The 24,651-nt window shown below is 62.5% G+C and carries 19 protein-coding genes; 10 read left to right on the top strand and 9 right to left on the bottom strand.

Features of this window, described 5'->3' with window-relative positions:
* Positions 1-16 precede the first annotated feature (16 nt).
* Both FW789_RS07580 and FW789_RS07575 read left to right on the top strand, forming a co-directional pair.
* The gene (locus tag FW789_RS07580; RefSeq protein WP_207072585.1) at positions 17-508 is read left to right on the top strand and encodes an SRPBCC domain-containing protein; all 492 of its coding nucleotides are present in this window, start codon (positions 17-19) and stop codon (positions 506-508) included.
* The gene (locus FW789_RS07575) at positions 508-1,746 is read left to right on the top strand and encodes an RNA polymerase sigma factor (protein ID WP_446431255.1); all 1,239 of its coding nucleotides are present in this window, start codon (positions 508-510) and stop codon (positions 1,744-1,746) included. The genes FW789_RS07580 and FW789_RS07575 overlap by 1 nt, the downstream gene beginning before the upstream one ends.
* A 3-nt stretch (positions 1,747-1,749) precedes the next feature.
* Here the strand turns inward: FW789_RS07575 and FW789_RS07570 are convergent, their stop codons facing one another.
* The gene (locus FW789_RS07570) at positions 1,750-2,235 is read right to left on the bottom strand and encodes a MaoC family dehydratase (protein WP_103436503.1); all 486 of its coding nucleotides are present in this window, start codon (positions 2,233-2,235) and stop codon (positions 1,750-1,752) included.
* 34 nt (positions 2,236-2,269) lie between these two features.
* On the bottom strand, positions 2,270-3,214 hold the full coding sequence (locus tag FW789_RS07565; protein WP_446431254.1) for an alpha/beta hydrolase: 945 nt from the start codon (positions 3,212-3,214) through the stop codon (positions 2,270-2,272).
* Between the two features lie 202 nt (positions 3,215-3,416).
* Here FW789_RS07565 and fadD2 point away from each other — a divergent pair, with 202 nt between their 5' ends.
* Both fadD2 and fadD1 read left to right on the top strand, forming a co-directional pair.
* The gene (fadD2, locus tag FW789_RS07560; RefSeq protein ID WP_186697826.1) at positions 3,417-5,105 is read left to right on the top strand and encodes a long-chain-fatty-acid--CoA ligase FadD2; all 1,689 of its coding nucleotides are present in this window, start codon (positions 3,417-3,419) and stop codon (positions 5,103-5,105) included.
* A 314-nt stretch (positions 5,106-5,419) separates the two neighbouring features.
* Positions 5,420-7,117, top strand: a complete 1,698-nt coding sequence (gene fadD1, locus FW789_RS07555; protein WP_446431253.1) for a long-chain-fatty-acid--CoA ligase FadD1 — start codon at positions 5,420-5,422, stop codon at positions 7,115-7,117.
* Positions 7,118-7,169: 52 nt separating this feature from the next.
* Here the strand turns inward: fadD1 and FW789_RS07550 are convergent, their stop codons facing one another.
* Together FW789_RS07550 and FW789_RS07545 are read right to left on the bottom strand one after the other, a co-directional pair.
* Positions 7,170-8,477, bottom strand: coding sequence for an NAD(P)/FAD-dependent oxidoreductase (locus tag FW789_RS07550; RefSeq protein WP_411562035.1), 1,308 nt, complete (start codon positions 8,475-8,477; stop codon positions 7,170-7,172).
* Positions 8,478-8,507: 30 nt separating this feature from the next.
* Entirely contained in the window at positions 8,508-9,872 is a 1,365-nt protein-coding gene (locus tag FW789_RS07545; RefSeq protein ID WP_340611300.1) for a glutamine synthetase family protein, read from the bottom strand.
* A gap of 478 nt (positions 9,873-10,350) precedes the next feature.
* On the opposite strand from FW789_RS07545, the gene hrpA reads away from it, so the two are divergent.
* Complete coding sequence (hrpA, locus tag FW789_RS07540; RefSeq protein ID WP_186697831.1) at positions 10,351-14,256, top strand: ATP-dependent RNA helicase HrpA; 3,906 nt, start codon at positions 10,351-10,353, stop codon at positions 14,254-14,256.
* 228 nt (positions 14,257-14,484) lie between these two features.
* The gene (locus FW789_RS07535) at positions 14,485-15,606 is read left to right on the top strand and encodes a beta-ketoacyl-ACP synthase III (protein ID WP_101317571.1); all 1,122 of its coding nucleotides are present in this window, start codon (positions 14,485-14,487) and stop codon (positions 15,604-15,606) included.
* A 128-nt stretch (positions 15,607-15,734) separates the two neighbouring features.
* Here FW789_RS07535 and FW789_RS07530 read toward each other — a convergent pair whose 3' ends face one another.
* A complete protein-coding gene (locus FW789_RS07530) occupies positions 15,735-16,979 on the bottom strand; it encodes a putative porin (RefSeq protein ID WP_446431252.1) in 1,245 nt (414 codons plus the stop codon).
* 240 nt (positions 16,980-17,219) lie between these two features.
* Here FW789_RS07530 and FW789_RS07525 point away from each other — a divergent pair, with 240 nt between their 5' ends.
* Positions 17,220-18,347 (top strand): GNAT family N-acetyltransferase, encoded by a 1,128-nt coding sequence (locus tag FW789_RS07525; protein ID WP_207072592.1) that lies wholly within the window; start codon positions 17,220-17,222, stop codon positions 18,345-18,347.
* Between the two features lie 51 nt (positions 18,348-18,398).
* On the opposite strand, the gene FW789_RS07520 is transcribed toward FW789_RS07525, so the two are convergent.
* From FW789_RS07520 to FW789_RS07505, 4 genes are all read right to left on the bottom strand, one after another.
* Entirely contained in the window at positions 18,399-20,231 is a 1,833-nt protein-coding gene (locus FW789_RS07520; RefSeq protein WP_103438721.1) for an ABC transporter ATP-binding protein, read from the bottom strand.
* Positions 20,232-20,293: 62 nt separating this feature from the next.
* A complete protein-coding gene (locus tag FW789_RS07515; protein WP_101317577.1) occupies positions 20,294-20,851 on the bottom strand; it encodes a peptidylprolyl isomerase in 558 nt (185 codons plus the stop codon).
* Entirely contained in the window at positions 20,845-21,657 is an 813-nt protein-coding gene (locus tag FW789_RS07510) for an alpha/beta fold hydrolase (RefSeq protein ID WP_446431251.1), read from the bottom strand. Before FW789_RS07510 ends, FW789_RS07515 begins: the two co-directional genes overlap by 7 nt.
* 13 nt (positions 21,658-21,670) lie before the next feature.
* Entirely contained in the window at positions 21,671-22,594 is a 924-nt protein-coding gene (locus tag FW789_RS07505) for a LysR family transcriptional regulator (RefSeq protein ID WP_103436513.1), read from the bottom strand.
* Between the two features lie 48 nt (positions 22,595-22,642).
* On the opposite strand from FW789_RS07505, the gene FW789_RS07500 reads away from it, so the two are divergent.
* The 3 genes from FW789_RS07500 (at position 22,643) to FW789_RS07490 (ending at position 24,639) form a co-directional block, all read left to right on the top strand.
* Positions 22,643-22,957 carry a 3-phosphoglycerate kinase gene (locus FW789_RS07500; protein ID WP_446431250.1) on the top strand — a complete coding sequence of 105 codons (315 nt, stop codon included), beginning with the start codon at positions 22,643-22,645 and terminating at the stop codon, positions 22,955-22,957.
* A gap of 109 nt (positions 22,958-23,066) precedes the next feature.
* Complete coding sequence (locus tag FW789_RS07495) at positions 23,067-23,666, top strand: FMN-dependent NADH-azoreductase (RefSeq protein WP_103436514.1); 600 nt, start codon at positions 23,067-23,069, stop codon at positions 23,664-23,666.
* A gap of 91 nt (positions 23,667-23,757) precedes the next feature.
* Positions 23,758-24,639 carry a carboxylate/amino acid/amine transporter gene (locus FW789_RS07490; protein WP_411562031.1) on the top strand — a complete coding sequence of 294 codons (882 nt, stop codon included), beginning with the start codon at positions 23,758-23,760 and terminating at the stop codon, positions 24,637-24,639.
* The last annotated feature ends 12 nt before the right edge of the window (positions 24,640-24,651 follow it).

Genomic DNA, 24,651 nt, shown 5'->3' with positions numbered 1-24,651 from the left:
GTGGAGCACAACAACAATGACGCACGCACACGCAGGCTCTGCAGTGGCCGAACATGAACTGTCCATCACTCGCCTGATCGACGCTCCACCGGCGAAGGTATTCCGCGCCTGGAGCGAACCGCAATGGCTGATGAAATGGTGGGGGCCGCACGGCATGACCACCCCGGAATGCGAAATGCAGCTGTGGGTTGGCGGCCTGTTCCGGACCTTGATGCGCACTGCGGACGGCACCGAATACAATAACCAGGGTGTCTTCCTGGAAATCGTGGCGCCACGTCGGCTGGTCTTCACCGATGCGTTTCGGCCGGGCTGGGTCCCCGCCGCCAAGGCCTTCATGACCGCAGTGGTGACCTTCGATGATGAACACGGCAAGACCCGCTATACCGCCCGCGCGCTGCACTGGAATGCCGAGGATTGCCGCGCCCATGAAGAAATGGGCTTTCACCAGGGTTGGGGACAAAGCCTGGACCGCCTGGTGGAGGTAGTCACTCAGCAGATGCCTGACTGATGCTCGGCGAGCAGCTGCGTGAGGTAGTAGATGAGCTCTACCGACGAGACTCGCGGCGCATTCTGGCCACGTTGATTCGCCTGCTGGGGGATTTCGACCTGGCCGAGGAGGCCATGCACGAGGCGTTTTTCATCGCGGTCGAGCGCTGGCAGCGTGATGGCATTCCCAGCAATCCACGGGCCTGGCTGGTGTCGACCGGGCGCTTCAAGGCCATCGATCTGTTGCGCAGACATGCCCGTTTCGATCATGCCCAGGCGGATCTGATCATGCTTGTGCCCAGCGATGACGACCCCGGTGATGAAGCGCCACTCGGCGATGACCGCTTGCGCCTGATCTTCACCTGCTGCCACCCCGCGCTGGCTGCGGATGTCCAGGTGCCGCTGACCCTGCGTGAAGTCTGTGGCCTCAGCACCGAGCAGATTGCCAATGCCTTTGTCCAGCGTCCAGCAACCATTGCCCAGCGCATCGTCCGCGCCAAGGCGAAGATCCGCGATGCCGGTATCGCCTATCAGGTCCCCGAGCAGGCCGAGCTGGCAGAGCGTCTGGATAGTGTCCTGCGGGTGATTTACCTGGTCTTCAACGAAGGCTATTCAGCAAGCTCGGGTGAAGCGGTGGTGCGCCGTGAGCTGTGTGATGAGGCGATTCGGCTTGGTCGACTGCTGCTGCAACTGCTGCCGGCCCCGCAGGTAACAGGCCTGTTGGCACTGATGCTGCTGCAAGCTTCCCGGCAAGCAGCGCGCAGTGACCTTGACGGTAACCTGGTACTGCTCGATCAACAGGATCGCCGCCTGTGGAATCACCAGCAGATCGCCGAAGGCTGCCAGTTGGCCGAACAGGCGCTGCGCGCTGGCCCGGCCGGTATCTACAGCCTGCAAGCGGCGATCGCGGCGCTGCATGCAGAAGCGCTACGCCCGGAGGATACCGACTGGGCGCAGATCATTGGTTTGTACGATGTATTGCAGCGCCACTGGCCATCACCGGTGATCGAACTCAATCGCGCCGCAGCCCTTGCCAGACGCGATGGCCCGCAGGCGGGCTTGGTGCTGATCGAAGCGCTGTTGCAGCGCGGCGAACTGCTCGACTATCACCTGGCGCACGCCGCCTGCGCAGAACTGCACGGCCAACTGGGCCAGACCGAGCAGGCTCGCGCAGCGTGGCAGCGAGCCCTGATACTGACTCAACAAGGGCCGGAGCGGCGCTACATCGAGCAGCGCCTGCGCGACTTGCAGGGCCGCTAGAAGTCAGGCTTCGGCAACGCTCGGCTCGAAGGTCGGCGGCGTCACCAGCTGCACGGTCTGCTGCTTGCGCGGCGCGAGAATCTCGGCTTCGCCGGCAATCACCAGCTCATTGTTCTGGTTGTAGACATTTGTGGCGATACGCACCTTGAACTTGGGCAGCTTTTCGAGGATTTCCAGGCGCACGGTCAGTGTGTCGCCGATTTTTACCGGCTTCTGGAAACTCATCTGCTGGCCCAGATACACCGTGCCTGGGCCGGGCAGGTTGCAGGCCACTGCCGCGCTGATCAGGGCGCCGGTGAACATGCCGTGGGCAATCCGCTCGCGGAAGATGGTCTTGGCAGCGTACTCGGCATCGAGGTGGACGGGGTTGTGGTCACCGGACATGGCGGCGAAGAGCTGGATGTCGCGCTCTTCAACGCGCTTTACGAACTCTTCATTTTTCTGACCCACTTCGAGGGCTTCGTAGGGGGTGTTGGTGACCTGGGTCATCAGGGCTTCCTTATTGGCGGACGGGGCCTGGCTATCATTCACTGCGAGCGGGGCGGCCAAGGGCCAGCGCCTGCTCGAGCCAGCCGAGAATGTCGGCGGTAACCTCGTCGCGATTGGTTTCATTGAGCAGTTCGTGGCGCGCCTGCGGGTACAGGCGCAACTGCACATGCCGGTTGCCGGTCGCGCTCAAAGCGACGGCCAGATCACTGAGACGCTTGCCGGCACTCACCGGATCACATTCACCGCCAATTATCAGTATCGGCAGGTTCGGATCGACCTGGGCAAGGTTGCTCGGCCGGCTGATTTGCGCCAGGCCCCGGAGCAGATCGAGCCACAACTGATTGCTGCAGCGAAACCCGCACAGCGGGTCGGCGATGTACTTGTCTACTTCGGCTGCGTCGCGGCTTAGCCAGTCGAATGGCGTCCGGGTGGGCTTGAAGGCATTGTTGAAGCTGCCGAACGAAAGCTTGTCGATCAGCGCACTGCTGGCCTCGGCGCCCTGGCGCCAGGCTTCGGCGCGGACGATCAGGGCCGCGGCGCGATACAGCCTGGGCGGCTGCAGGTTGGAGCCGCTGAGAATAGCTCCGTGCACGCTGGCGCTGTGGTGCAGCAGGTAAGCCTGGACGATGTAACTGCCCATGCTGTGGCCGAACAAGAACAGTGGCGTGCCAGGAAAGCGCTGGCCGATGTGCTGGCTGAGTAGGCCGAGATCGTTGACCACGGCATTCCAGCCATCCTTGCGGGCAAACAGGCCCAGACGACCGTTCTCGGCGGTCCGGCCATGGCCACGCTGATCAGGCGCGAGCAGGGCAAAGCCGGCGGCGCTCAGCGCCTGGCCCAAGCGCTGATAGCGCCCGCCATGCTCGGCCATGCCATGCGCCAGCAGCACCACGGCCTTGACCGGTGTGGCCGGCAGCCATTGGTGCAGGTACAGGTTGCTGTGCTCACTGGCGGCAACCCAGAGCGCATCGTAAGGCATGACCGCGTCCTTTTCTGTGCATGTTCCCCGACAGTGTACGCACTACCACTGAAATTGCAGGGCAGGCACAAATAAGATTCACAATGTTAATGGCGGCCCTTGGCGTGTTTGCCACCTTCCACTTACCTGCTAACGTCGGCTCAACGCCTGTCGCCCCGTGCAGCAGGTCAAGGACGCTCCAGGCCAAGAGGAACAATAATAAATGCATGCCGACTTCTGGAATGACAAACGCCCGGCGGGCGTGCCTTCCTCCATCGATATCAATGCCTACCGCAGCGTGGTCGATGTGTTCGAGCGCTCCTGCAAGCGCTTCGCCGACCGCCCGGCCTTCAGCAACCTCGGCGTGACCTTGAGTTATGGCGAGCTCGAACGCCACTCGGCGGCCTTCGCCGCATGGCTGCAGGCCAATACCGACCTGGCACCCGGCGATCGTATTGCCGTGCAGATGCCCAACGTGCTGCAGTACCCGATTGCGGTGTTCGGTGCGCTGCGGGCCGGGCTGATCGTGGTCAACACCAACCCGCTGTACACCGAACGGGAAATGCGCCACCAGTTCAAGGATTCGGGCGCGCGTGCGCTGGTGTACCTGAACATGTTTGGCAGAAGGGTGCAGGAGGTGCTGCCCGATACCGGCCTTGAATACCTGATCGAAGCGAAGATGGGGGATCTGCTGCCTACCGCCAAAGGCTGGCTGGTCAATACCCTGGTCGACAAGGTCAAGAAGATGGTCCCGGCCTTCGATCTGCCGCAGGCAAAGTCGTTCAAGCAGGTGCTGCGCGAGGGCAGGGCGTTAAGCCACACACCGGTGCCGCGCAGCCTCGATGATGTCGCCGTGCTGCAGTACACCGGCGGCACCACCGGCTTGGCCAAGGGCGCCATGCTGACCCATGCCAATCTGGTCGCCAACATGCTGCAGGTACTGGCGTGCTTCTCCCAGCACGGCGCCGACGGCCAGAAGATGATCAAGGACGGCCAGGAGGTGATGATCGCGCCGCTGCCGCTGTACCACATCTATGCTTTTACGGCGAACTGCATGTGCATGATGGTCACCGGCAACCACAACGTGCTGATTACCAACCCACGTGATATCCCAGGCTTTATCAAGGAGCTGGGCAAGTGGCGTTTCTCGGGCTTGATTGGCCTGAATACGCTGTTCGTCGCGCTGATGGAGCACCCCGGTTTCAAGTCGCTGGATTTCTCGGCGTTGAAGGTCACCAACTCCGGTGGTACCGCTTTGGTCAAGGCCACCGCGGAGCGTTGGGAGAGCCTGACCAAGTGCCGCATCGTCGAAGGCTACGGCCTGACCGAAACCTCGCCTGTGGCCAGTACCAACCCTTATGGGCAGCTGGCGCGGCTGGGCACAGTAGGCATCCCGGTAGTGGCCACGGCGTTCAAGGTCATCGATGACGATGGCAACGAATTGCCCTTGGGCGAGCGCGGCGAGCTGTGTATCCAGGGCCCGCAAGTGATGAAAGGCTACTGGCAGCAGCCCGAGGCAACGGCGCAGGCGCTCGACAGTGAAGGCTGGTTCAAGACGGGTGACATCGCCGTCATCGATCCCGATGGCTACACGCGGATTGTCGACCGCAAGAAAGACATGATCATCGTCTCGGGCTTCAACGTGTACCCGAACGAGATCGAGGATGTGGTCATGGCCCACCCGCAGGTCGCCAACTGCGCTGCAATCGGGGTACCGGACGAGCGTTCCGGCGAGGCGGTGAAGCTGTTTGTGGTGGCCCGGGAAGGGGGCGTCAGCGTTGAAGAGCTGAAGGCCTACTGCAAGGCCAACTTCACCGGTTACAAAGTGCCCAAGCACATCGTCCTGCGCGATTCGCTGCCAATGACGCCGGTCGGCAAGATCCTGCGGCGCGAGCTGCGCGACATCGCCTGACCCGTCTGGTCTAGGCACTGCAGAGGCAAGCAGCGGCGACGCGCTTGCCTCTCTTTATATGCATAGCCAGTAGATCAGCCCGCAGCAACCGGTTTGCGACATTTTGGCTAATTACTCTAAATATGACTTATATAATTCATTGAGTCATATTTGTGACCGTTTGGCCTGTTTTGGCCTCTAGGCGACCCTTGGCAAAGCTGATACTCTCGGCCCGCTTTCAGAGGATACGGTTTGCAATGAACCGGCGCCTTCTATCAATAATAAACGCATAAACGCGTATAAAGAATTCGCTGTTGCTCAAGGAGTTGGCTTCCATGATCGAAAATTTTTGGAAGGATAAGTACCCAGCCGGGGTAGCGGCGCAAATCAATCCTGATGAATTCCCCAATATCCAGGCGGTGCTCAAGCAATCCTGCCAGCGTTTTGCCGACAAGCCGGCCTTCAGCAACCTGGGCAAGACCCTGACCTATGGCGAGCTGTACAGGCTGTCCGGCGCGTTTGCCGCGTGGCTGCAGCAGCACACTGACCTCAAGCCGGGCGACCGCATCGCCGTGCAGCTGCCGAACGTGCTGCAGTACCCGGTGGCGGTATTCGGCGCCATGCGCGCTGGCCTGATCGTGGTCAACACCAACCCGCTGTACACCACGCGGGAAATGGAACACCAGTTCAACGACTCTGGCGCCAAGGCGCTGGTGTGCCTGGCCAACATGGCCCACCTGGCTGAAAAGGTGGTGCCCAAGACCCAGGTCAAACACGTCATCGTTACCGAAGTGGCTGACCTGCTGCCGCCGCTGAAACGGCTGCTGATCAACAGCGTCATCAAATACGTGAAGAAGATGGTTCCGGCCTATCACCTGCCCAAGGCCGTACGTTTCAACGATGCCTTGGCCAAGGGGGCCGGCCAGCCGGTAAACGAAGCCAACCCGCAGGCCGATGATGTTGCCGTGCTGCAGTACACCGGCGGCACCACCGGGGTGGCCAAGGGGGCCATGCTCACCCACCGCAACCTGGTCGCCAACATGCTCCAGTGCCGTGCGTTGATGGGCGCCAACCTGCATGAAGGCTGCGAGATCCTGATCACGCCGCTGCCGCTGTACCACATCTATGCCTTTACCTTCCATTGCATGGCAATGATGCTGATCGGCAACCACAACGTGCTGATCAGCAACCCGCGCGACCTGCCAGCGATGGTCAAGGAACTCGGCAAGTGGAAGTTCAGCGGCTTTGTCGGCCTCAACACGCTGTTCGTTGCCCTGTGCAACAACGAAGGCTTCCGCGCTCTGGACTTCTCGGCACTGAAGATCACCCTGTCCGGTGGCATGGCCTTGCAGTTGAGCGTTGCCGAGCGCTGGAAAGCCGTAACCGGCTGCGCCATCTGCGAAGGCTACGGCATGACCGAGACCAGCCCGGTTGCTGCGGTCAATCCGGCTGAGGCCAACAAGGTCGGCACCATCGGCATCCCGGTGCCGTCGACGCTGTGCAAGATCATCGATGACAGCGGCCAGGAGCTTGCCCTGGGCGAGGTCGGCGAGCTGTGCGTCAAAGGCCCGCAGGTGATGAAAGGCTACTGGCTGCGCGAAGATGCTACCGCCGAGATTCTCGATGCCGATGGCTGGTTGAAGACCGGCGACATCGCCTTGATCCAGACCGATGGCTACATGCGTATCGTCGACCGCAAGAAGGACATGATTCTGGTGTCCGGCTTCAACGTCTACCCTAATGAACTCGAAGACGTGCTCGCCGGCTTGCCGGGTGTGCTGCAGTGCGCTGCGATCGGTGTGCCGGACGAGAAGTCGGGCGAGCTGATCAAGGTGTTCCTCGTGGTCAAGCCGGGCATGACCCTGACCAAGGAGCAGGTCATGGAGCATATGCGCGCCAACGTCACCGGCTACAAGGTGCCGCGTTATATCGAGTTCCGCGATGCCTTGCCAACCACCAACGTCGGCAAGATCCTGCGCCGCGAGCTGCGTGACGAAGAGCTGAAGAAGCAAGGCCTGAAAAAGACTGCCTGAGCAGGCGGCGACTGCGCGGCAGCCCATGCCCGCGCAGTTGCCACTGCAGCTGTCAGCGCAGTTTTTCCAGCATCTGGTAGTACCACATCCCCGCCGCCAGCAGCGGATTGCCGAGCAGGTCGCCCATTGGCACCTTGACGTGCTTGCAGCCGGCAAAGGTATCGAACTTCTCCAACGTTCCGGTCACCGCCTCAGCCATGATTTCACCCATGATGTGGCTGGTGGCAACGCCGTGCCCGGAATAACCCTGGCAGTACCAGACGTTCTCCGAGAGCTTGCCCAACTGCGGAATGCGGTTGACCACGATGCCCATCGCGCAGCTCCACTGGAACTCGATCGGCACGCCTTTGAGAGCGGGGAAGGTGCGCTCGATGCACGGCCGCAGCTCGCCGGCGATATCTCGTGAATCCTTGCCGGAGTAGTTGGCGCCACCGCCGAACAGCAAGCGCTTGTCGGCGGTCAGGCGGTAGTAGTCGAGGACGAAGCGGCAGTCGTACACCGCCAGATCCTCCGGGTTGATCTGCTCGGCCAGTTCGCCCAGTGGCGCGGTGGTGACGATGCCGCCCATCGCCGGGAAGATCTTGCCCTTTAGCTGGCGCTTTTCCAGCTTGTGATAGACATCGCCGGCGAGCATCACTTGACGCGCCTCGATCCGGCCCTGGGCGGTGACTACCGCCGGGCGAGGGCCGTGAACGATGTCGAGTACCTCGGAATTCTCGAAAATCAAGGCGCCCATCGCGTGTGCCGCGCGCGCTTCGCCCAGACACAGGTTGAGCGGGTGCAGGTGCAGGTTGCGCATGTTCTTCAGGCCGCCCAGGTACAGCGGGCTCTGCAGGTGGCGGGCAACCCCGTTGCGATCGAGCAACTCGAGCTGATCACCCATGCCACGGCGTTGGGCCTCAGCGTGAAAGCTCTGCAGCTCGGCCATGTGCGATGGCTTCATCGCGGTGTGCAGGTGGCCGCGCTTGAGGTCGCACTCGATGCCGTAGCGTTGCACCCGTTGCTCGATGATCTCGTGGCCGCGCCAGCGCAGTTGCCAGATGAAGTCATCGACCTCGCTGCCGAGGCGCGCGCTCATCTGCTGGCGCATCGCCTCGTCGCCGGACAGGCTGCCCGTCACCTGGCCGCCGTTGCGCCCGCTGGCGCCCCAGCCGATGCGATTGGTTTCGACAATGGCCACCTTGAGCCCACGTTCGGCCAGCTCGACCGCCGTGGCTACGCCGGTGAAACCGCCGCCGATGATCGCCACATCGACCTGGTGCGTACCCTGCAGGGTTGGGTACTGGCTATGGTCGTTGACAGTGGCGCTGTAGTAGGACGGCGCGCGCTGGGCCGAACCCTTGTTCAGTGCTGCGTTCATGCGAATTCCTTGAGATGAAAAGGGTAGGGCTCAGGCCTGATGCAGGTACCAGCGCCAGTCCTGCTCGCCGACTTCGGCCATGAACTGGCGGTACTCGGCGCGCTTGACCTTGAGGTACACCCCGAGAAAATCCTCGCCGAGAGCCTCTTTGGCCCAGGCCGAATGCTCCAGTGCATCGAGCACGGTCAGCCAGTCGGTGGGCAGGTGTTCGGTGGCCTGGGCATAACCGTTGCCTGTCACCGGCGCGCCGGGGTCGAGCTGTTCGCGCAGGCCCTGATGGGTGGCGGCGAGAATCGCCGCAGCCGCCAGGTACGGGTTGGCGTCGGCGCCGCAGATGCGGTGTTCGATGTGCCGGCTGTTGGCCGGGCCACCCGGCACGCGCAGGCTCACGGTGCGGTTGTCGACGCCCCAGGTCGGCGCCAGCGGCGCGTAGCTGTTGGCCTGGAAGCGGCGGAACGAGTTGGCGTTGGGGCAGAACAGCAACAGGGATTCATGCAGATGGCGGAGCATGCCGGCGACTGCCTGGCGCAGCAGCGGCGTGCCGGCCGGATCTTCACTGGCAAACAGGTTGCGACCCTCGGCGTCGGCCAGGCTCAGGTGCATGTGCATGCCGGTGCCGGCCAGTTCGGCGAACGGCTTGGCCATGAAGCACGCCTGCATCCCGTGGGCATGGGCAATGCCCTTGACCAGGCGCTTGTAGCGCACGGCCTGATCCATCGCCGCCAGGGCGTCGCCGTGTTCCAGAGTGATCTCGACCTGGCCTGCGGCGTACTCGGAAATCGCCGTGCGCGCAGGGATACCCTGGGCTTTGCAGGCGGCGTACAGGTCAGCCAGAAACGGCTCGATCTGCTCCAGTTCGCGCAGGCCATACACTTGGGTGGCACGCGGGCGGCCGCCGTCATTGTCCCGCGCGGGCTGCGGCCGGCCGTGGGCATCGCGCTGCTGGTCGAGCAGGTAGAACTCCAGTTCGCAGGCCATCACCGGGTGGTAGCCGTCGGCCTTGAGCGCTTCGATGGTGCGCAGCAGGACGTGACGGGGGTCGGCAACACTGGCTGGCAGGCCTTCACGCGGGTGCATGCTGACTTGCACCGCCGCGGTTGGCACCCGCCGCCACGGCAGGCGCACCAGACTGCCCTGCAGGGGATAAGCGCGGCAGTCGATATCGCCGACGTCCCACACCAGGCCGGAGTTTTCCACGTCGTCGCCATTGATGGTCAAGCCAAGAATGGTGCTCGGCAGCGGCCTGCCGCTTTGGTAAACCGCCAGCAGTTCGTCACGGTGCAGCAGCTTGCCGCGGGGCACACCGTTGGCATCGAGGATGAACAGCTCGATCAGGTCGATATCAGGGTTATTGGCCAGAAACTGTTCGGCCTGCTCAAGGGGAGCAAAGTGCATGGTGGATTCGCTCGCGGCTCATTGCTGAGGCGCACGGACCTGCGCGCAATGGGCGCCAGGCCGGACTGGGTAAACCGGCGCAGAGACGCCGGGTCTGGTCAGTGCAACGCGGGCGAAAGATCGGGCGGGCGAGCGTGGCGGCAGTGCCACAGGGCCCAGAAGGCAAGGATGATGTGCACCAGCGGATTTTCGCCGACACAGGCCCGGGCCTTCGGCAGCGAAGGGTGGGACGGCGGGCGTGCGGTGCGGGTGGGGACGCTCATGGGTCGATACTCCCATGGGCAGTAAGGTTGATTAAATCAGCGAATGGCTACCTTAAGTTAGCTGCTCGCTAAACATTCGCGCCAGCCATGCTCGCTGAGGTTCACGCGACCCGCGCCCGGCGCTGAAAGCAAAGATTCGGCAAATCTGCGACAATCGCCCCTCTTCGAATGCCAATCATGTACCAGCAGGCTCACCTGCATCATTAAAAAGCCCCATGACTGATAACGCCATCGACCAGCTGCTGAACAATCTCGACCACGCCATGATCGCCGACCGTCATCGTCTGCGCCGGCAACTGCACGAGCTGCGCAAGCGCCCGGACGAGGCCAAGCTGGCCTTGTGGGCAGACAAGGTGCAAGCCTCGTTCGACAAAGTCAGCGCGCGCCAGGCGAGTGTGCCGAGTATCCGCTACGACGACAGCCTGCCGATTGCGGCCAAGCGTGACGAGATCAAAAAAGCCCTGAGCGAACACCAGGTGCTGATCATCGCCGGCGAAACCGGCTCTGGCAAAACCACCCAGCTGCCGAAAATCTGCCTGGAACTGGGTCGCGGCAGCCACGGCCAGATCGCCCACACTCAGCCGCGGCGGATCGCTGCACGCAGCGTGGCCGCGCGGGTTGCCGAAGAGCTCGGCACGCCGCTGGGAGCATTGGTCGGCTATCAGGTGCGCTTTGAAGATCAGAGCGATGCCAACACCTTGGTCAAGCTGATGACCGACGGCATCTTGCTGGCTGAAACCCAGCATGACCGCTTTCTTGAGCGCTACGACACGATCATCGTCGACGAAGCCCACGAACGCAGCCTGAACATCGACTTCCTGCTCGGCTACCTGAAGACCTTGCTGCACCGTCGGCCCGAGCTGAAGCTGATCATCACCTCAGCGACCATCGACCTGGAGCGCTTCTCCAAGCATTTCGACGATGCGCCGATCATCGAGGTGTCTGGCCGTACCTATCCGGTCGACACCTGGTACCGGCCGCTGACCAGCGAGCATGACGAGGAAGGCAACCAGGTCGAAGAAGACCTCAGCGTCGATCAGGCGATTCTGGCGACCCTCGACGAGATCGCTGCGCACGAGCGCAGTGCCGGCAAGGGGCCGGGCGACGTGCTGGTGTTTCTGCCGGGCGAGCGGGAGATCCGCGACGCCGCCGAAATGCTGCGCAAGGCCCAATTGCGCCACACCGAAATCCTGCCGCTGTATGCGCGGCTGTCGCCGGCTGAGCAGCAGAAAATCTTCCAGTCGCATCCGGGCCGTCGCGTGGTGCTGGCGACCAACGTCGCCGAGACCTCGCTGACCGTGCCGGGCATCCGCTACGTGATCGACAGCGGTACCGCGCGCATCAGCCGCTACAGCTACCGGGCAAAGGTCCAGCGCCTGCCGATCGAGGCGGTGTCGCAGGCCAGTGCCAACCAGCGCAAGGGCCGCTGTGGCCGGGTCGAGCCGGGCATCTGCATTCGCTTGTACAGCGAAGATGACTTCAATGGCCGGCCGGCGTTTACCGACCCGGAGATCCTGCGTACCAACCTCGCCGCGGTGATCCTGCAGATGCTGCATCTGCGCCTGGGCGATATCGATGCCTTCCCGTTCATCGAGCCACCTGATGGCAAGGCCATCAGCGACGGTTTCAACCTCTTGCAAGAGCTGTCGGCGGTCAACCGCGAGAACCAGCTGACCCCGCTCGGGCGGCAATTGGCACGCCTGCCGATCGACCCACGGCTGGGGCGCATGTTGCTTGAAGGCGCGCGCCTGGGCAGCCTGCAGGAAGTACTGATCGTCACCAGTGCGCTGTCGGTGCAGGACCCGCGCGAGCGTCCACCGGAGCGTCAGCAGGCGGCCGATCAGGCTCATGCGCAATGGAAGGACGTCGACTCCGACTTCGCCGGGCTGGTCAATCTGTGGCGCGGTTTCGAAGAGCAGCGCCTGGCGCTGACCGCCAACCCGCTGCGCAACTGGTGCCGCAAGAACTTCCTCAACTACCTGCGCCTGCGCGAGTGGCGTGATGCCCATCGCCAGCTGGCGTTGATCTGCCGTGACCTGCAACTGACCGTGAACAAAGAGCCGGTCGATTATCAGCGCATGCACAAGGCTATCCTCAGCGGCCTGCTCAGCCAGATCGGGCAGAAGACCGAAGAAGGTGATTACCTCGGTGCGCGGCAGCGGCGCTTCTGGATTCATCCATCGTCCGGCATCGGTCGTAAGCGCCCGCAGTGGGTGATGGCCGCCGAGCTGGTCGAAACCACCAAGCTGTATGCGCGCATGGTCGCCAAGATCGAACCGGACTGGATTGAGCCGTTGGCCGGCCACCTGATCAAGAAGAACCACTTCGAGCCGCACTGGGAGAAGAAGCGTGGCCAGGTGGTCGCCTTCGAGCAGATCACCCTCTATGGGCTGATCCTGGTCGGTCGCCGCCCGGTGCATTACGGCCCGATCGATCCGGTGGTTTCGCGTGAGCTGTTTATCCGCGAAGGGCTGGTTGGCGGCGAAATTCAGTCGCGGGCCAAATGCCTGACGGCCAACAAGCGCCTGCTCGAGCAGCTCGACGAACTCGAGGCCAAGGCCCGCCGCCGGGATATTCTGGCCGACGAAGAAACCCTCTACGGTTTCTACGAAGCACGCCTGCCGGCAGAGATTCACCAGACCGCGACCTTCGATGCCTGGTACCGCATGACCAGCCAGAAGGACGCCAACCTGCTGATCATGCGCGAAGAGGACGTGCTCGCCCGCGAGGCCAGCGAAGTCACTGCCGCGCAGTATCCGGACACCTTGAAAATCGGTGATCTGAGCCTGTCGCTGAGCTATCACTTCGAGCCCAATCATCCACGCGACGGCGTCACCGTGCGGGTGCCGGCGCCGCTGCTGCCGAGCCTGCCGGGCGAGCGTCTGGAGTGGCTGGTGCCGGGCCTGCTCGAAGCCAAGTGCATTGCTTTGGTGCGCAGCCTGCCCAAGGCGCTGCGCAAGAACTTCGTGCCGGTGCCGGACTTCGTCAAGGCGGCGCTTTCGCGCATGACCTTTGGCCAGGGCAGCCTGCCTCAGGCCCTTGGCCAGGAGTTGCTGCGCATGACCGGTGCGCGCGTCTCGGACGAAGCCTGGGCCGAAGCCGTCGAGCTGGTCGAGAGCCATCTGCGGATGAACATCGAAGTGGTCGACGGCGAGGGCAAGTTCCTCGGCGAGGGCCGTGATCTGGCCGAGCTGACTGCACGCTTTGTTGCCGCCAGCCAGGCGGCGTTGGCCATGCCGCGCACCGAAAAATCCGACCAGCCAGTGCAGGCCAAGGCCTTTACCCCGGTAGCCGAGACCGCCCAGCAGAAGATCGCCGGGTTGTCGATGACGGTGTATCCGGCGCTGGTCGAGGACAAAGGCGCGGTGCGCGAAGGGCGTTTTTCGACCCATGCTGAGGCCGAGTTCCAGCACCGCCGGGCGTTGCAGCGGTTGCTCCTGCAGCAGTTGGCAGAGCCGGCCAAGTTCCTCCGCAGCAAGCTGCCGGGGCTGACCGAGCTGGGCTTGCTGTACCGCGACATGGGCCGGGTCGAGGCCCTGGTCGAGGATATTCTCCTGGCCAGCCTCGACAGCTGCATCCTCGACGGCGAGGCGCAGTTGCCGCGCGATGGCGCCGGACTGGCGTCGCTGGCCGAGCGCAAGCGCGGCAGCTGGGCGGAGCATGCCGAGCGGCTGGCGCGCCTGAGCCTGGAGATCCTCAAGCTGTGGCATGGCCTGCAAAAGCGCTTCAAGGGCAAGATCGACCTGAGTCAGGCGGTTTCGCTCAACGACATCAAGCAGCAGCTGGCCAACCTGGTCTATCCAGGGTTTATTCGAGAGACACCTGCGCAGTGGCTCAAAGAGCTGCCGCGTTACCTGAAGGCGATCGAGCTGCGCCTGGAAAAGCTGGGCAGTCAGGTGCAGAAGGACCGGGTCTGGAGTGGCGAGCTGGCCAATCTCTGGGCGCAGTACAAAACCCGTGCCGACAAGCACGCTCAGGAAGGCAAGCGCGATGAGCAGCTGGTGCTGTATCGCTGGTTGCTGGAAGAGTACCGGGTGTCGTTGTTCGCCCAGCAGTTGGGGACCAAGGTTGCGGTTTCGGACAAGCGCCTGAGCAAGCAGTGGAGCCAGGTAGAAGGCTAAATTGCTGAAGTTGTGGCAAACTCGCTGCAGGTTTCAGCGAGACCTGGCCAGGCCTGCATCGGCAGCAATGCGCCGATGCAGGTGTGGCCAGGCGCAACGTTCGAAGGCACAGCCTTCGGCCGTTTCAAGGCAGACAATTACAGGTTCAACTTGGTACCAAGGTGCCATTAGCCAAACCCTATTTCGGCCAACGCCCCAGCGTGATGGCCTTCGACCAGAGGAACGATCGTGCATAACGTCGTGATCAGCGGCACCGGCCTGTTTACTCCGGCCCAGAGCATTTCCAATGAAGAACTGGTGGAGTCGTTCAACACCTGGGTGCAGCAGTTCAATGCCGACAACGCCGACGCCATCGAGCGTGGCGAGGTCGAGGCTCAGGCCGAATCCAATGCGGCCTTTATCGAAAAGGCTTCGGGCATCAAGAGCCGCTTCGTCATGGACAAGGCCGGCATCCTCGACCCGCAGCGGATGAAGCCGCTGCTGCCTGAGCGCAGCAACGAAGAACAGTCGATCCTCTGCGAGATGGCCGTGAGCGCGGCGCTGATGGCATTGCAACGCGCTGGCCGCACTGCGGCCGATGTCGATGGCGTGATCGTCGCCTGCTCCAACCTGCAGCGGCCATACCCGGCCATCGCCATCGAAGTGCAAGCTGCGTTGGGCATCCAGGGCTTTGCCTTCGACATGAACGTGGCCTGCTCCTCGGCGACTTTCGGCATCCAGACCGCCGCCAACAGCGTGCAGCTGGGGCAGGCGCGGGCGGTGCTGATGGTCAACCCGGAGGTGTGCACCGCGCACCTGAACTTCCGTGATCGCGACAGCCATTTCATCTTTGGTGACGGCGCCACGGCAGTGCTGATCGAGCGTGCCGACCTGGCGACCTCGGCGCACCAGTTCGAGATTGTCAGCAGCAAGTTGCTGACCCAGTTCTCCAACAACATCCGCAACAACTTTGGCTTCCTCAACCGCACTGCCGAAGACGGCGAAGGTGCTGCCGACAAGCTATTCGTGCAGGAAGGCCGCAAGGTGTTCCGCGAAGTGTGCCCGATGGTGGCCGAGCTGATTGCTCAGCATTTGGCCGAGAACGATCTGCAGGCCAGTGACGTGCGCAGGTTCTGGCTGCATCAGGCCAACCTGAGCATGAACCATCTGATCGTGAAGAAGCTGGTCGGCCATGAGGTGGCTGAAGAGGATGCGCCGGTGATTCTTGATCGGTATGCCAATACCAGCTCGGCGGGCTCGGTGATTGCCCTGCATTTGTATCAGGATGATCTGCCCAAGGGCGCGTTGGGTGTGCTGAGTTCGTTTGGGGCGGGGTATTCGATTGGCAGCGTGATCTTGCGCAAGCTGTGATCTAACAGCGAGGCTGCTTTGCAGCCCTTCGCGGGTGAACCCGCTCCCACAGGTTTCGGCGGCGCTGCAGATCCCTGTGGGAGCGGGCTTGCCCGCGAAGGGCTGCGCAGCAGCCCCAGATTACTCGGTTAGAACTTGGCTTCCAGATCCACCTGCAGTGTGTCGACATCGGCATTGCTGTTCGGCAGTTGCGACAGGTCGGTCTTGGCCATCAGGTAAGCAGCGCCCACCGAGAAGTTCTTGTCGATTTCGTAACCGACCTTGAGCTTGTGCCCACGCGAACCGGTGTAGCCGTTGCCGAAGTCAGAGTCGGTAAACAGGCTGACCACAGCGTTGCGTTGCACGTCGCGGTAGTTGTAATCCAGGCTCCAGGCGCCCAGCTTGGTCTTCAGACCCGCCAACCAGGCCTGATCTTCGCCATCGGTGCTGTCGGTGTTCTTCACGTACTGACCATAGGCCGAGAGCGGCAGCGCCAGGCCGGTCAGGTCGATCTGGCCAAAGCCTTCAACGAGGTTGAACTCGTTGGTGGTGTTGCCGAACGAGCGCAGGATGGTCGCTTCCTTGTCATTGTCGTAACCGTAGATGCTGGCGCCAACGGTGACCTTGAGCGTGTCTGCCGGAGCGAAGCGTGCACCCAGCTGGCCGTGGTAGACCTGCGCGTCATGCTTGTACTGCACGCCGTCGCCGTCGACGTTGTCCTTGAGAGTGTACTGACCGGCGCTGGCAAACACCTCGGCGCCGCCCAGGTCGGTCTTGTAGGTAGCCGCCACGCCTTCCGGGTTGATGTCGCTGTCCCAGATGATGTCGCCCATGCTCACCCACGGCTGAGCCATCTTGCCGCCGATCAAATGCAGGCCGGGCAGGGCAGTCGGGTGCCAGTCGAGGTAAGCCAGGTCGACCCACAGCGACTTCTTGTCGAAGTAGTTGTCCAGGCTCTGGTTGGTCGAACGGCGGTCGGCGCTGCTACCGGTGGCAATACGCACGCCTGCATCGACCTGTGGGTTGATCTCGCTGTAGAAGCCGACGCGAGCACGCACGCGCTGACGGTCCTGGTTGCCGCTGGAGGCGTTCGGGTCGTCGACATTGACGTCTTCGTAACGCAGGCGCACATCGCCTTTGATCTGGGTCTTGGCCGCCCAGGCGACTTTCTGTTCGAAGGAGCTCATGCGTTCGGCCTGGGCTTTCTGCGTGGCTTTTTCCTTGGTTTCCTGAGACAGGTCGGCCTGCAGCTCGTTGTACTGTGCCTGGTTGATCGAACCATTGGCGCGCAGCATCTCGAGCAGCTTGGCGTCGACTGCAGCACTGGCTGGAGTACTCAGAGCCAGCATCAGACCGGTCAGGCTCACTCCAGTTAGTGTAGAAACAAGACGCATAAAGTTCTCCCGTGTTGAGCAATATGGGGAGGCTTGGACGCCCACCCCCGAGTTGGCAATTCTGCGCAAAGCGCCTGAATAGACAGGTCGCCGCGGTTTCGAAAACAGGCGCAAGTATTGCGGGGGGCAATGACAGAATAATGTCTATTTAGTGGCACTGCGGTTAAACAGTCCGCCTGGATTTGTCAGTGGCGCCATCCTTGCCGGATACTGGCGGCCACCTCGACGAGCGCTTATATCGTGATCAGCTTGTACAGCCTTGCCCACATCCGCGACCTGCCAGCCGCTAGCTGGGATGCACTGGTGCCCGCCGGCCAGCCGTTTTTGCGGCATGCGTTTCTCAGTGCCATGGAAGACAGCGGCAGTGTGGTACGGGCCACCGGCTGGGCCGCCGAGCACCTGGTGCTGGAGCGCGACGGCGAGGTGCGCGCGCTGTTGCCGGCGTATCGCAAGTGGCATTCGTTTGGCGAGTATGTGTTCGATCACGGCTGGGCGGATGCCTGTGCCCGGGCCGGTATCGCCTACTATCCCAAGCTGCTCGGCGCGGTGCCGTTCAGCCCGGTCAGTGGCCCACGCTTGCTGATGCAGGACGCAGCCGACGGCTTGCTGTTGTTGCAGGCGTTGCCTGAGTACCTGAACAAGGGCGGCTTGTCCGGCGCACACATCAACTTCACCGACACCGCGCTGGATCAGACCATCGCCGGCTTGCCGGGATGGCTGGAGCGCCTCGGTTGTCAGTTTCACTGGCGCAACCGCGGCTATCGGGATTTCCAGGACTTTCTCGACACCCTCAGCTCACGCAAACGCAAGCAGATGCGCAAAGAGCGTGAGCAGGTGGTTGGCCACGGTATCGACTTCCAGTGGTACCGCGGTGATCAGCTTAGTGAGCTGCAGTGGGACTTTGTCTACCTGTGCTACGCCAACACCTACACCATCCGCGGGCGGGCGCCGTATCTGACCCGTGAGTTCTTCAGCCTGCTGGCCGAGCGCATGCCCGAGGCCATCCGCGTGGTAATTGCGCGTCAGGCCGGCCGCGATGTGGCCATGGCCTTGAGCCTGGCCGGCGGCGACAGCCTGTTCGGGCGCTACTGGGGCTGCCTGGATGAGTTCGACCGGCTGCACTTCGAGACCTGTTTTTACCAGGGCATGGACTTCGCTATCGCTGAAGGGCTGCAACGTTTTGATGCTGGCGCGCAGGGCGAGCACAAGCTGATTCGCGGCTTCGAGCCAGTCATCACTCGCTCGTGGCATTACCTGCTGCATCCAGGCTTGCGGGAGGCGGTTGCGGAGTTTCTGCAGCAGGAGGGGGAGGGGGTCAGAGCCTACGCTGAAGAGGCGCGGAGCCTGCTGCCTTATCGTCAGGAGTAAGGGGCAGCAAGGTGTGCGCCGAGCCTGTGCAGGCCCGGCGCGACAATGCTGTCAGTCGACCCCGACGAAGCCGCCCGTCTGGTGGTGCCACAAGCGTGCATACAAGCCCTGATGGGCGAGCAGTTCGGCGTGGGTGCCGGTCTCGACCACATGGCCTTGGTCAAGCACGACCAGTCGATCCATGCGTGCGATGGTCGACAGTCGGTGGGCAATGGCGATCACCGTCTTGCCTTGCATCAGCGTCTCCAGGCTCTCCTGAATAGCCGCTTCCACCTCTGAGTCGAGCGCCGAGGTGGCTTCGTCCATGATCAGGATCGGCGCGTTCTTCAGCAGTACCCGGGCAATCGCGATGCGCTGGCGCTGGCCACCCGAGAGCTTGACCCCGCGCTCGCCCACATGCGCATCGAAGCCAGTGCGGCCCTGCGAGTCGGATAACTGGCCGATGAAGTCATCGGCCCTGGCCCCGCGCACGGCAGCCCAGACTTCCTCGTCGGTCGCGTCAGGCCTGCCATACAGCAGGTTGTCGCGGATCGAGCGGTGCAGCAAGGAGGTGTCCTGGGTGATCATGCCGATCTGTGCGCGCAAGCTGGCCTGGTTGACCTCGGCGATGTTCTGCCCATCGATCAGGATGCGCCCGCTTTCAACGTCGTACAGACGCAGCAGCAGGTTGACCAGAGTCGACTTGCCGGCGCCGGACGGGCCAATCAGACCGATCTTCTCACCCGGACGAATATCCAGGTTCAGGCCATCGATGACCCTGCGACCCTTGCCATAGTTGAAGCCGACGTTGTCGAAGCGCACCGCGCCGCGCGTCACTTTAAGCGCTGGTGCCTGCGGCTGGTCGGTGACTGTGACCGGTTGGGCAATGGTCTGCAGGCCGTCCTGGACCATGCCGATATTCTCGAAGATGCCGTTGACCACCCACATGATCCAGCCCGACATGTTGACGATGCGGATCGCCAGGCCGGTCGCGAGGGCAATGGCACCCACGGTAATCAGCGAGTTGCTCCACAGCCACAGCGCCAGGCCAGTGGTGGTGACTACCAGCAAACCGTTGAGCGTGGTGATGACCACATCCATGCTGGTGATCACGCGCGAGGCCAGCTGGGTTTTCTCGGTCTGCTCGCTGATCGCTTCACGGGCGTACTGCTGTTCGTAGTCGGTATGGGCAAACAGCTTGAGGGTAGTGATGTTGGTGTAGCCGTCGACGATCCGACCCATCAGCTTGGAGCGGGCATCCGAAGACACCACCGCCCGCGCCTTGACCCGCGGCACGAAGTAGCAAAGTGCGCCGATGTAGCAGGCGATCCACACCAGCAGCGGCACCATCAGGCGCCAGTCGGCTTCGGCGAACAGCACCAGCGCACTGATCGCGTAGATCAGTACGTGCCAGAGCGCATCCACCGCCTGCACCGCCGAGTCGCGCAGCGAGTTGCCGGTCTGCATGATGCGCTGGGCGATGCGCCCGGCGAAGTCGTTCTGGAAGAAGTTCATGCTCTGCTTGAGCACGTAGTTGTGGTTTTGCCAGCGAATCATGCTGGTCATGCCCGGACTGATGGTCTGGTGTACCAGCAGGTCATGCAGGCCGAAAAACAGCGGCCTGATCAGCAGCACCACCACCAGCATCCACAGCAGCTCGGCGCCGTGCAGGCTGAAGAAGTTCGGGTCCGGGGTGCCCTGGGCGAGGTCGATGATCCGGCTCAGGTAGCCGAACATCGCCACTTCGATCAGCGCTGCAACCAGGCCGACGATCAGCAGGGCAACGAAGCTCGGCCAGACCTGACGCAGGTAATACAGGTAAAAGGCCCACACCGTACTTGGTGGGGCCTCGCTCGGGGCGTCACGGAAGATATCGATGAGCTTTTCGAAACGGCGGTACAGCATGGGCATTGCAACTCCTGTTCTACCCGACCGCAGGCAGTATCACATCCCTGTGAAACCTTCGGTCAGTCGATGCGTTTGGCGGATTTGATGAACACCGGGTCAGCCGGGACATCACGCATGCCTTTTTTCACGGTGGTCTGCGAATTGACGATCTGATCGACCACTTCCATACCCTTGGTGACCTTGCCGAACACTGCATAGCCAGCGTCACGGCCCGGGTCGAGGAAGGCGTTGTCATTGACGTTGATGAAGAACTGGCTGGTGGCCGAGTTCGGGTTGGACGTGCGCGCCATCGACAAAGTGCCGCGGGTGTTGCGCAGGCCATTGCTGGCTTCGTTCTTGATCGGGTCTTTGGTGTCTTTCTGCACCATCTGCTCGGTGAAGCCACCGCCCTGCACCATGAAGCCCGGAATGACCCGGTGGAAGATGGTGTTGTTATAGAAGCCGCTGTCCACGTACTGCAGGAAGTTCTTGGTGCTGATCGGTGCTTTTTCGGCGTTCAACTCGATTTCGACCGGGCCGAAGCTGGTGTCGAGCAGCACGTGCGGGGTCTTGTCCGAGGCCAGGACGCTAGTGGCAAAAGCAACCGAACAGGCAGCGAGCAGAATTTTTTTCAGCATGGGCTCAAAGATCCTTGAGAGGTGGAAACGCTAGTGAGGAACTGCAGCAGGGTCTGGTTGAAGACCTCGGCTTGATCAAGCGGCGTAGCGTGCCGCGAATCTTCGATTACCGCCAGCCTGGCGTGCGGGATCCGCTCGACGTAACGCTGTTTTAGTTGTACCGGGGTGTAATCGTGGTCGGCGGCGATCACCAGGGTGGGACACTGGATCTGGTCGATGCGTTCCGCCACGCCCCAGTCGACGATGGCGTCGAAGCTCCTCAGGTAGGCGCGCTTGTCGTTGCGCGCCCAGCGCTGGATCATCTTCTCCCGCAGGTCAGCCTGCTCGGGTTTGGGGAACAGGCGCGCAGCCAGGCCTTTGCCCACCGTCTCGACACTCAAGGCGCGGGCCAGAGCCCAGCGCTTGGCCCACCAGACCCAATCGCTGCGAGTGCGCCGTTTGACCTCGGGGGCGCTGTTGACGATGCACAGGCTGCGCAACCAGCGCGGGTGATCGACGGCGAACTGAAAGCCGATCATGCCCCCCATCGACAAGCCAACCAGGTGCACCGGGCCGGTCTGCAGGTGTTCGAGCAGGGCCAGCAGGTCTTCGCTGAAGGTTGCAATCTGGTAGCCGTCGACGGGTTTGTCCGAGCGGCCATGGCCGCGGCTGTCGAGCAGGATCACCCGGTAGTGATGACTCAGCAGCGGCACCTGCAGCTCCCAGTCGAGGCTGCTCGAACCGAGGCCATGCAGCAGCACCAGCGGTTCGCCCTGACCGTATTGCTGGTAGTGCAGGGTGCAGCCTTCATGTTCGAAATTGGCCATGGGCGCGGGCTTCTCAGGCTTGTGGAGGGGCGGCGAAAGGCACGTCCAGCGGCGCGGTGTCGAAGCTGCGCAGCAGATCGATGAGGATCTGCGTGGCCGGGCCGAGGGCTTTCTCTTTGCTCGAGTAAAGGTAGAACAGTGGGTGGCGACTGCCACCTTGATCCAGCTGCAATGGCTTGAGCAGCCCCTCGCGCAGCTCGCGCTCGATCATGTGCCGCGGCAGCCAGGCAAAGCCCAGACCGCTGCCGACAAAGGTCGCGGCGGTGCCCAGGCTACCGACTGTCCAGCGTTGCTCGGCGCCGAGCCAGCCGACATCTTTCGGTTGAGCGCGGCCGGAGTCGCGGATCACCACCTGCAACTGGCTCTCCAGATCCTGGAAGGTGATCTCGCGGCCAAGCCGGTGCAGGCTGTGTTCCGGGTGGGCGACGGCGATGAACTCGACCGAACTCAGCTCGGTGCCCAGGTAACCGCCAATGCTGAAACTGCTGATGGCAAGGTCGGCGATGCCTTCGTGGAGCACTTCTTCGACCCCGGACAACACCTCTTCGCGCAGGCGCACGCGACAGCCGCGGCTTTGCGGCATGAACGCGCTCAGTGCGCGCACCAGGCGGGCGCTGGGGTACGCGGCATCGACCACCAGGCGCACCTCGGCTTCCCAGCCTTGTTCCATATGGTGGGCCAGGTCTTCCAGCTGACTGGCCTGCTTGACCAGGTGCCGCGAGCGGCGCAGCAGCACGTTGCCGGCTTCGGTCAGCACGGCCTTGCGCCCGTCGATGCGCAGCAGCGGCACGCCGAGTTGCTCCTGCATGCGCGCCACGGTATAGCTGACCGACGATTGCGAACGGTGCAAGGCGTCGGCTGCCTGGGCAAACCCACCGTGGTCGACCACTGCCTGCAGGGTTCGCCACTGATCAAGGGTTACGCGCGGCGCTTTCATCTTCGGCTCCTGTTGTCCTAAGCTGCGCTCTTTCAAGGAGAGCGCCCTGTGAAGAAATATTGTCTGGCTGTCTTGCTGTGCCTGCCATTGAACGCAATGGCTTACCCGATCGATGTGACCAAGGACATCAGCGGGGTGAAGATCGACTACACCGCCTATGACACTGATCAGGACATCGGCAGCATTACCGTGAACAACTACGGCGAAGTGGCCGCGGCGTGCAAGGTCAGCTTTCGCAACGGCCCGGAAGCGCCTCGCGTACGGCGCGTAGTGGTGCCGGCAAACAAAAGCGTGGACGTGACCGCCAAGTTCAACCGGCAGATCATCAAGTTGCGCATCGCGCTGAGCTGTCAGCCGCAATAAAACGGATAAATCGATAGGTTGACTCCACTTTTTACGCTTTTTTATCGATAGGTCAACCTCTAATCTCGCCTCCATTGAATCGCACCCCGTTTATGCCAATGGAGGCACCATGTCCCACGTATTGATCATCGAAAGCAGCGCCCGCCAGCAAGATTCCGTGTCGCGCCAGCTGACCCGCGACTTCATCCAGCAGTGGCAAGCGGCGCATCCTGGCGACCAGATCAATGTGCGCGACGTTGCCGCCAACCCGCTGCCGCACCTTGACGCCGACCTGCTCGGCGGCTGGATGAAGCCTGCGGAGCAACGGTCCATGCCTGAGCAGGAGGCTTTCGAGCGCTCCAACCAGCTGACTGACGAACTGCTCGCCGCCGACGTGCTGGTGATGGCGGCGCCGATGTACAACTTCACCATTCCCAGCACCCTCAAAGCCTGGCTGGACCATGTGCTGCGCGCAGGTATCACTTTCAAGTACACCCCGACCGGACCGCAGGGCTTGCTGCAAGGCAAGCGCGCCATCGTTCTGACTGCCCGTGGCGGCATTCATGCCGGTGCCGGCAGCGATCATCAGGAACCGTACCTGCGTCAGGCCATGGCCTTCATCGGCATTCACGACGTGGAGTTCATCCACGCCGAAGGGCTGAACATGAGTGGTGATTTTCACGAGAAGGGCGTCAACCAGGCCAAGGCCAGGCTGGCCGCGCTGGCGTGAGCCACGGAGGCTTGATGTTGCCCGCTGCCGAGTGGTTGCCCAGGGTGGCGCAACCGGCTAAGGTCGCCGCCTTGATTTGCGAGAGAGCACCATGGGCTACCTGATTATCGTCGCGCTGATCCAGGCGTTTTCCTTCAGCCTGATCGGCGAGTACCTGGCCGGCAACGTCGACAGCTACTTCGCCGTACTGGCGCGGGTGCTGTTGGCCGGGCTGGTGTTTCTGCCGCTGACCCGCTGGCGCCAGGTCGAACCGCGCTTTTTGCGCTCGATGCTGCTGATCGGTGCCTTGCAATACGGCGTCACCTACGTCTGCCTGTACCTGAGCTTCCGCGTGCTGACTGTGCCCGAGGTGCTGCTGTTCACCATCCTCACGCCGTTGCACGTGACCTTGATCGAAGACGCCCTGAACCGGCGCTTCAACCCTTGGGCGCTGGTGGCTGCACTGGTGGCAGTGGCAGGCGCGGCGGTGATCCGCATGGACAGCATCAGTGGCGAGTTCTTCATCGGCTTCCTGCTGCTGCAACTGGCCAACTTCACCTATGCCGCAGGTCAGGTGCTGTATCGCCACCTGATCGCCCGCAACCCTAGCGACTTACCTCACTACAAACGCTTCGGCTACTTCTACCTCGGCGCGCTGCTGGTGGTGCTGCCGGCGTTTCTGCTGTTCGGCAATGCCCAGCGCCTGCCAAGCACCGATGTGCAGTGGCTGGTGCTGTTGTTCCTGGGGCTGGTGCCGACTGCGCTGGGGCTGTATTGGTGGAACAAGGGCGCCTGCCTGGTTTCTGGCGCAACGCTTGCGGTGATGAACAACCTGCATGTGCCGGTGGGCTTGCTGCTCAACCTGCTGATCTGGAACCAGCACGAGCCGCTTGGGCGCTTGCTGATAGGTGGCTTGATCATTCTGGCCTCGGTCTGGCTCAGCCGACTGGGCAGCAATCACGCTGCGCCAATGCTCGGCAGAGTCAGGCGATAGTTGCGGTTGCTC

Source organism: Pseudomonas sp. 1121_17 (assembly GCF_052850745.1).
This window is presented reverse-complemented; position numbering and strand designations above follow the sequence as displayed.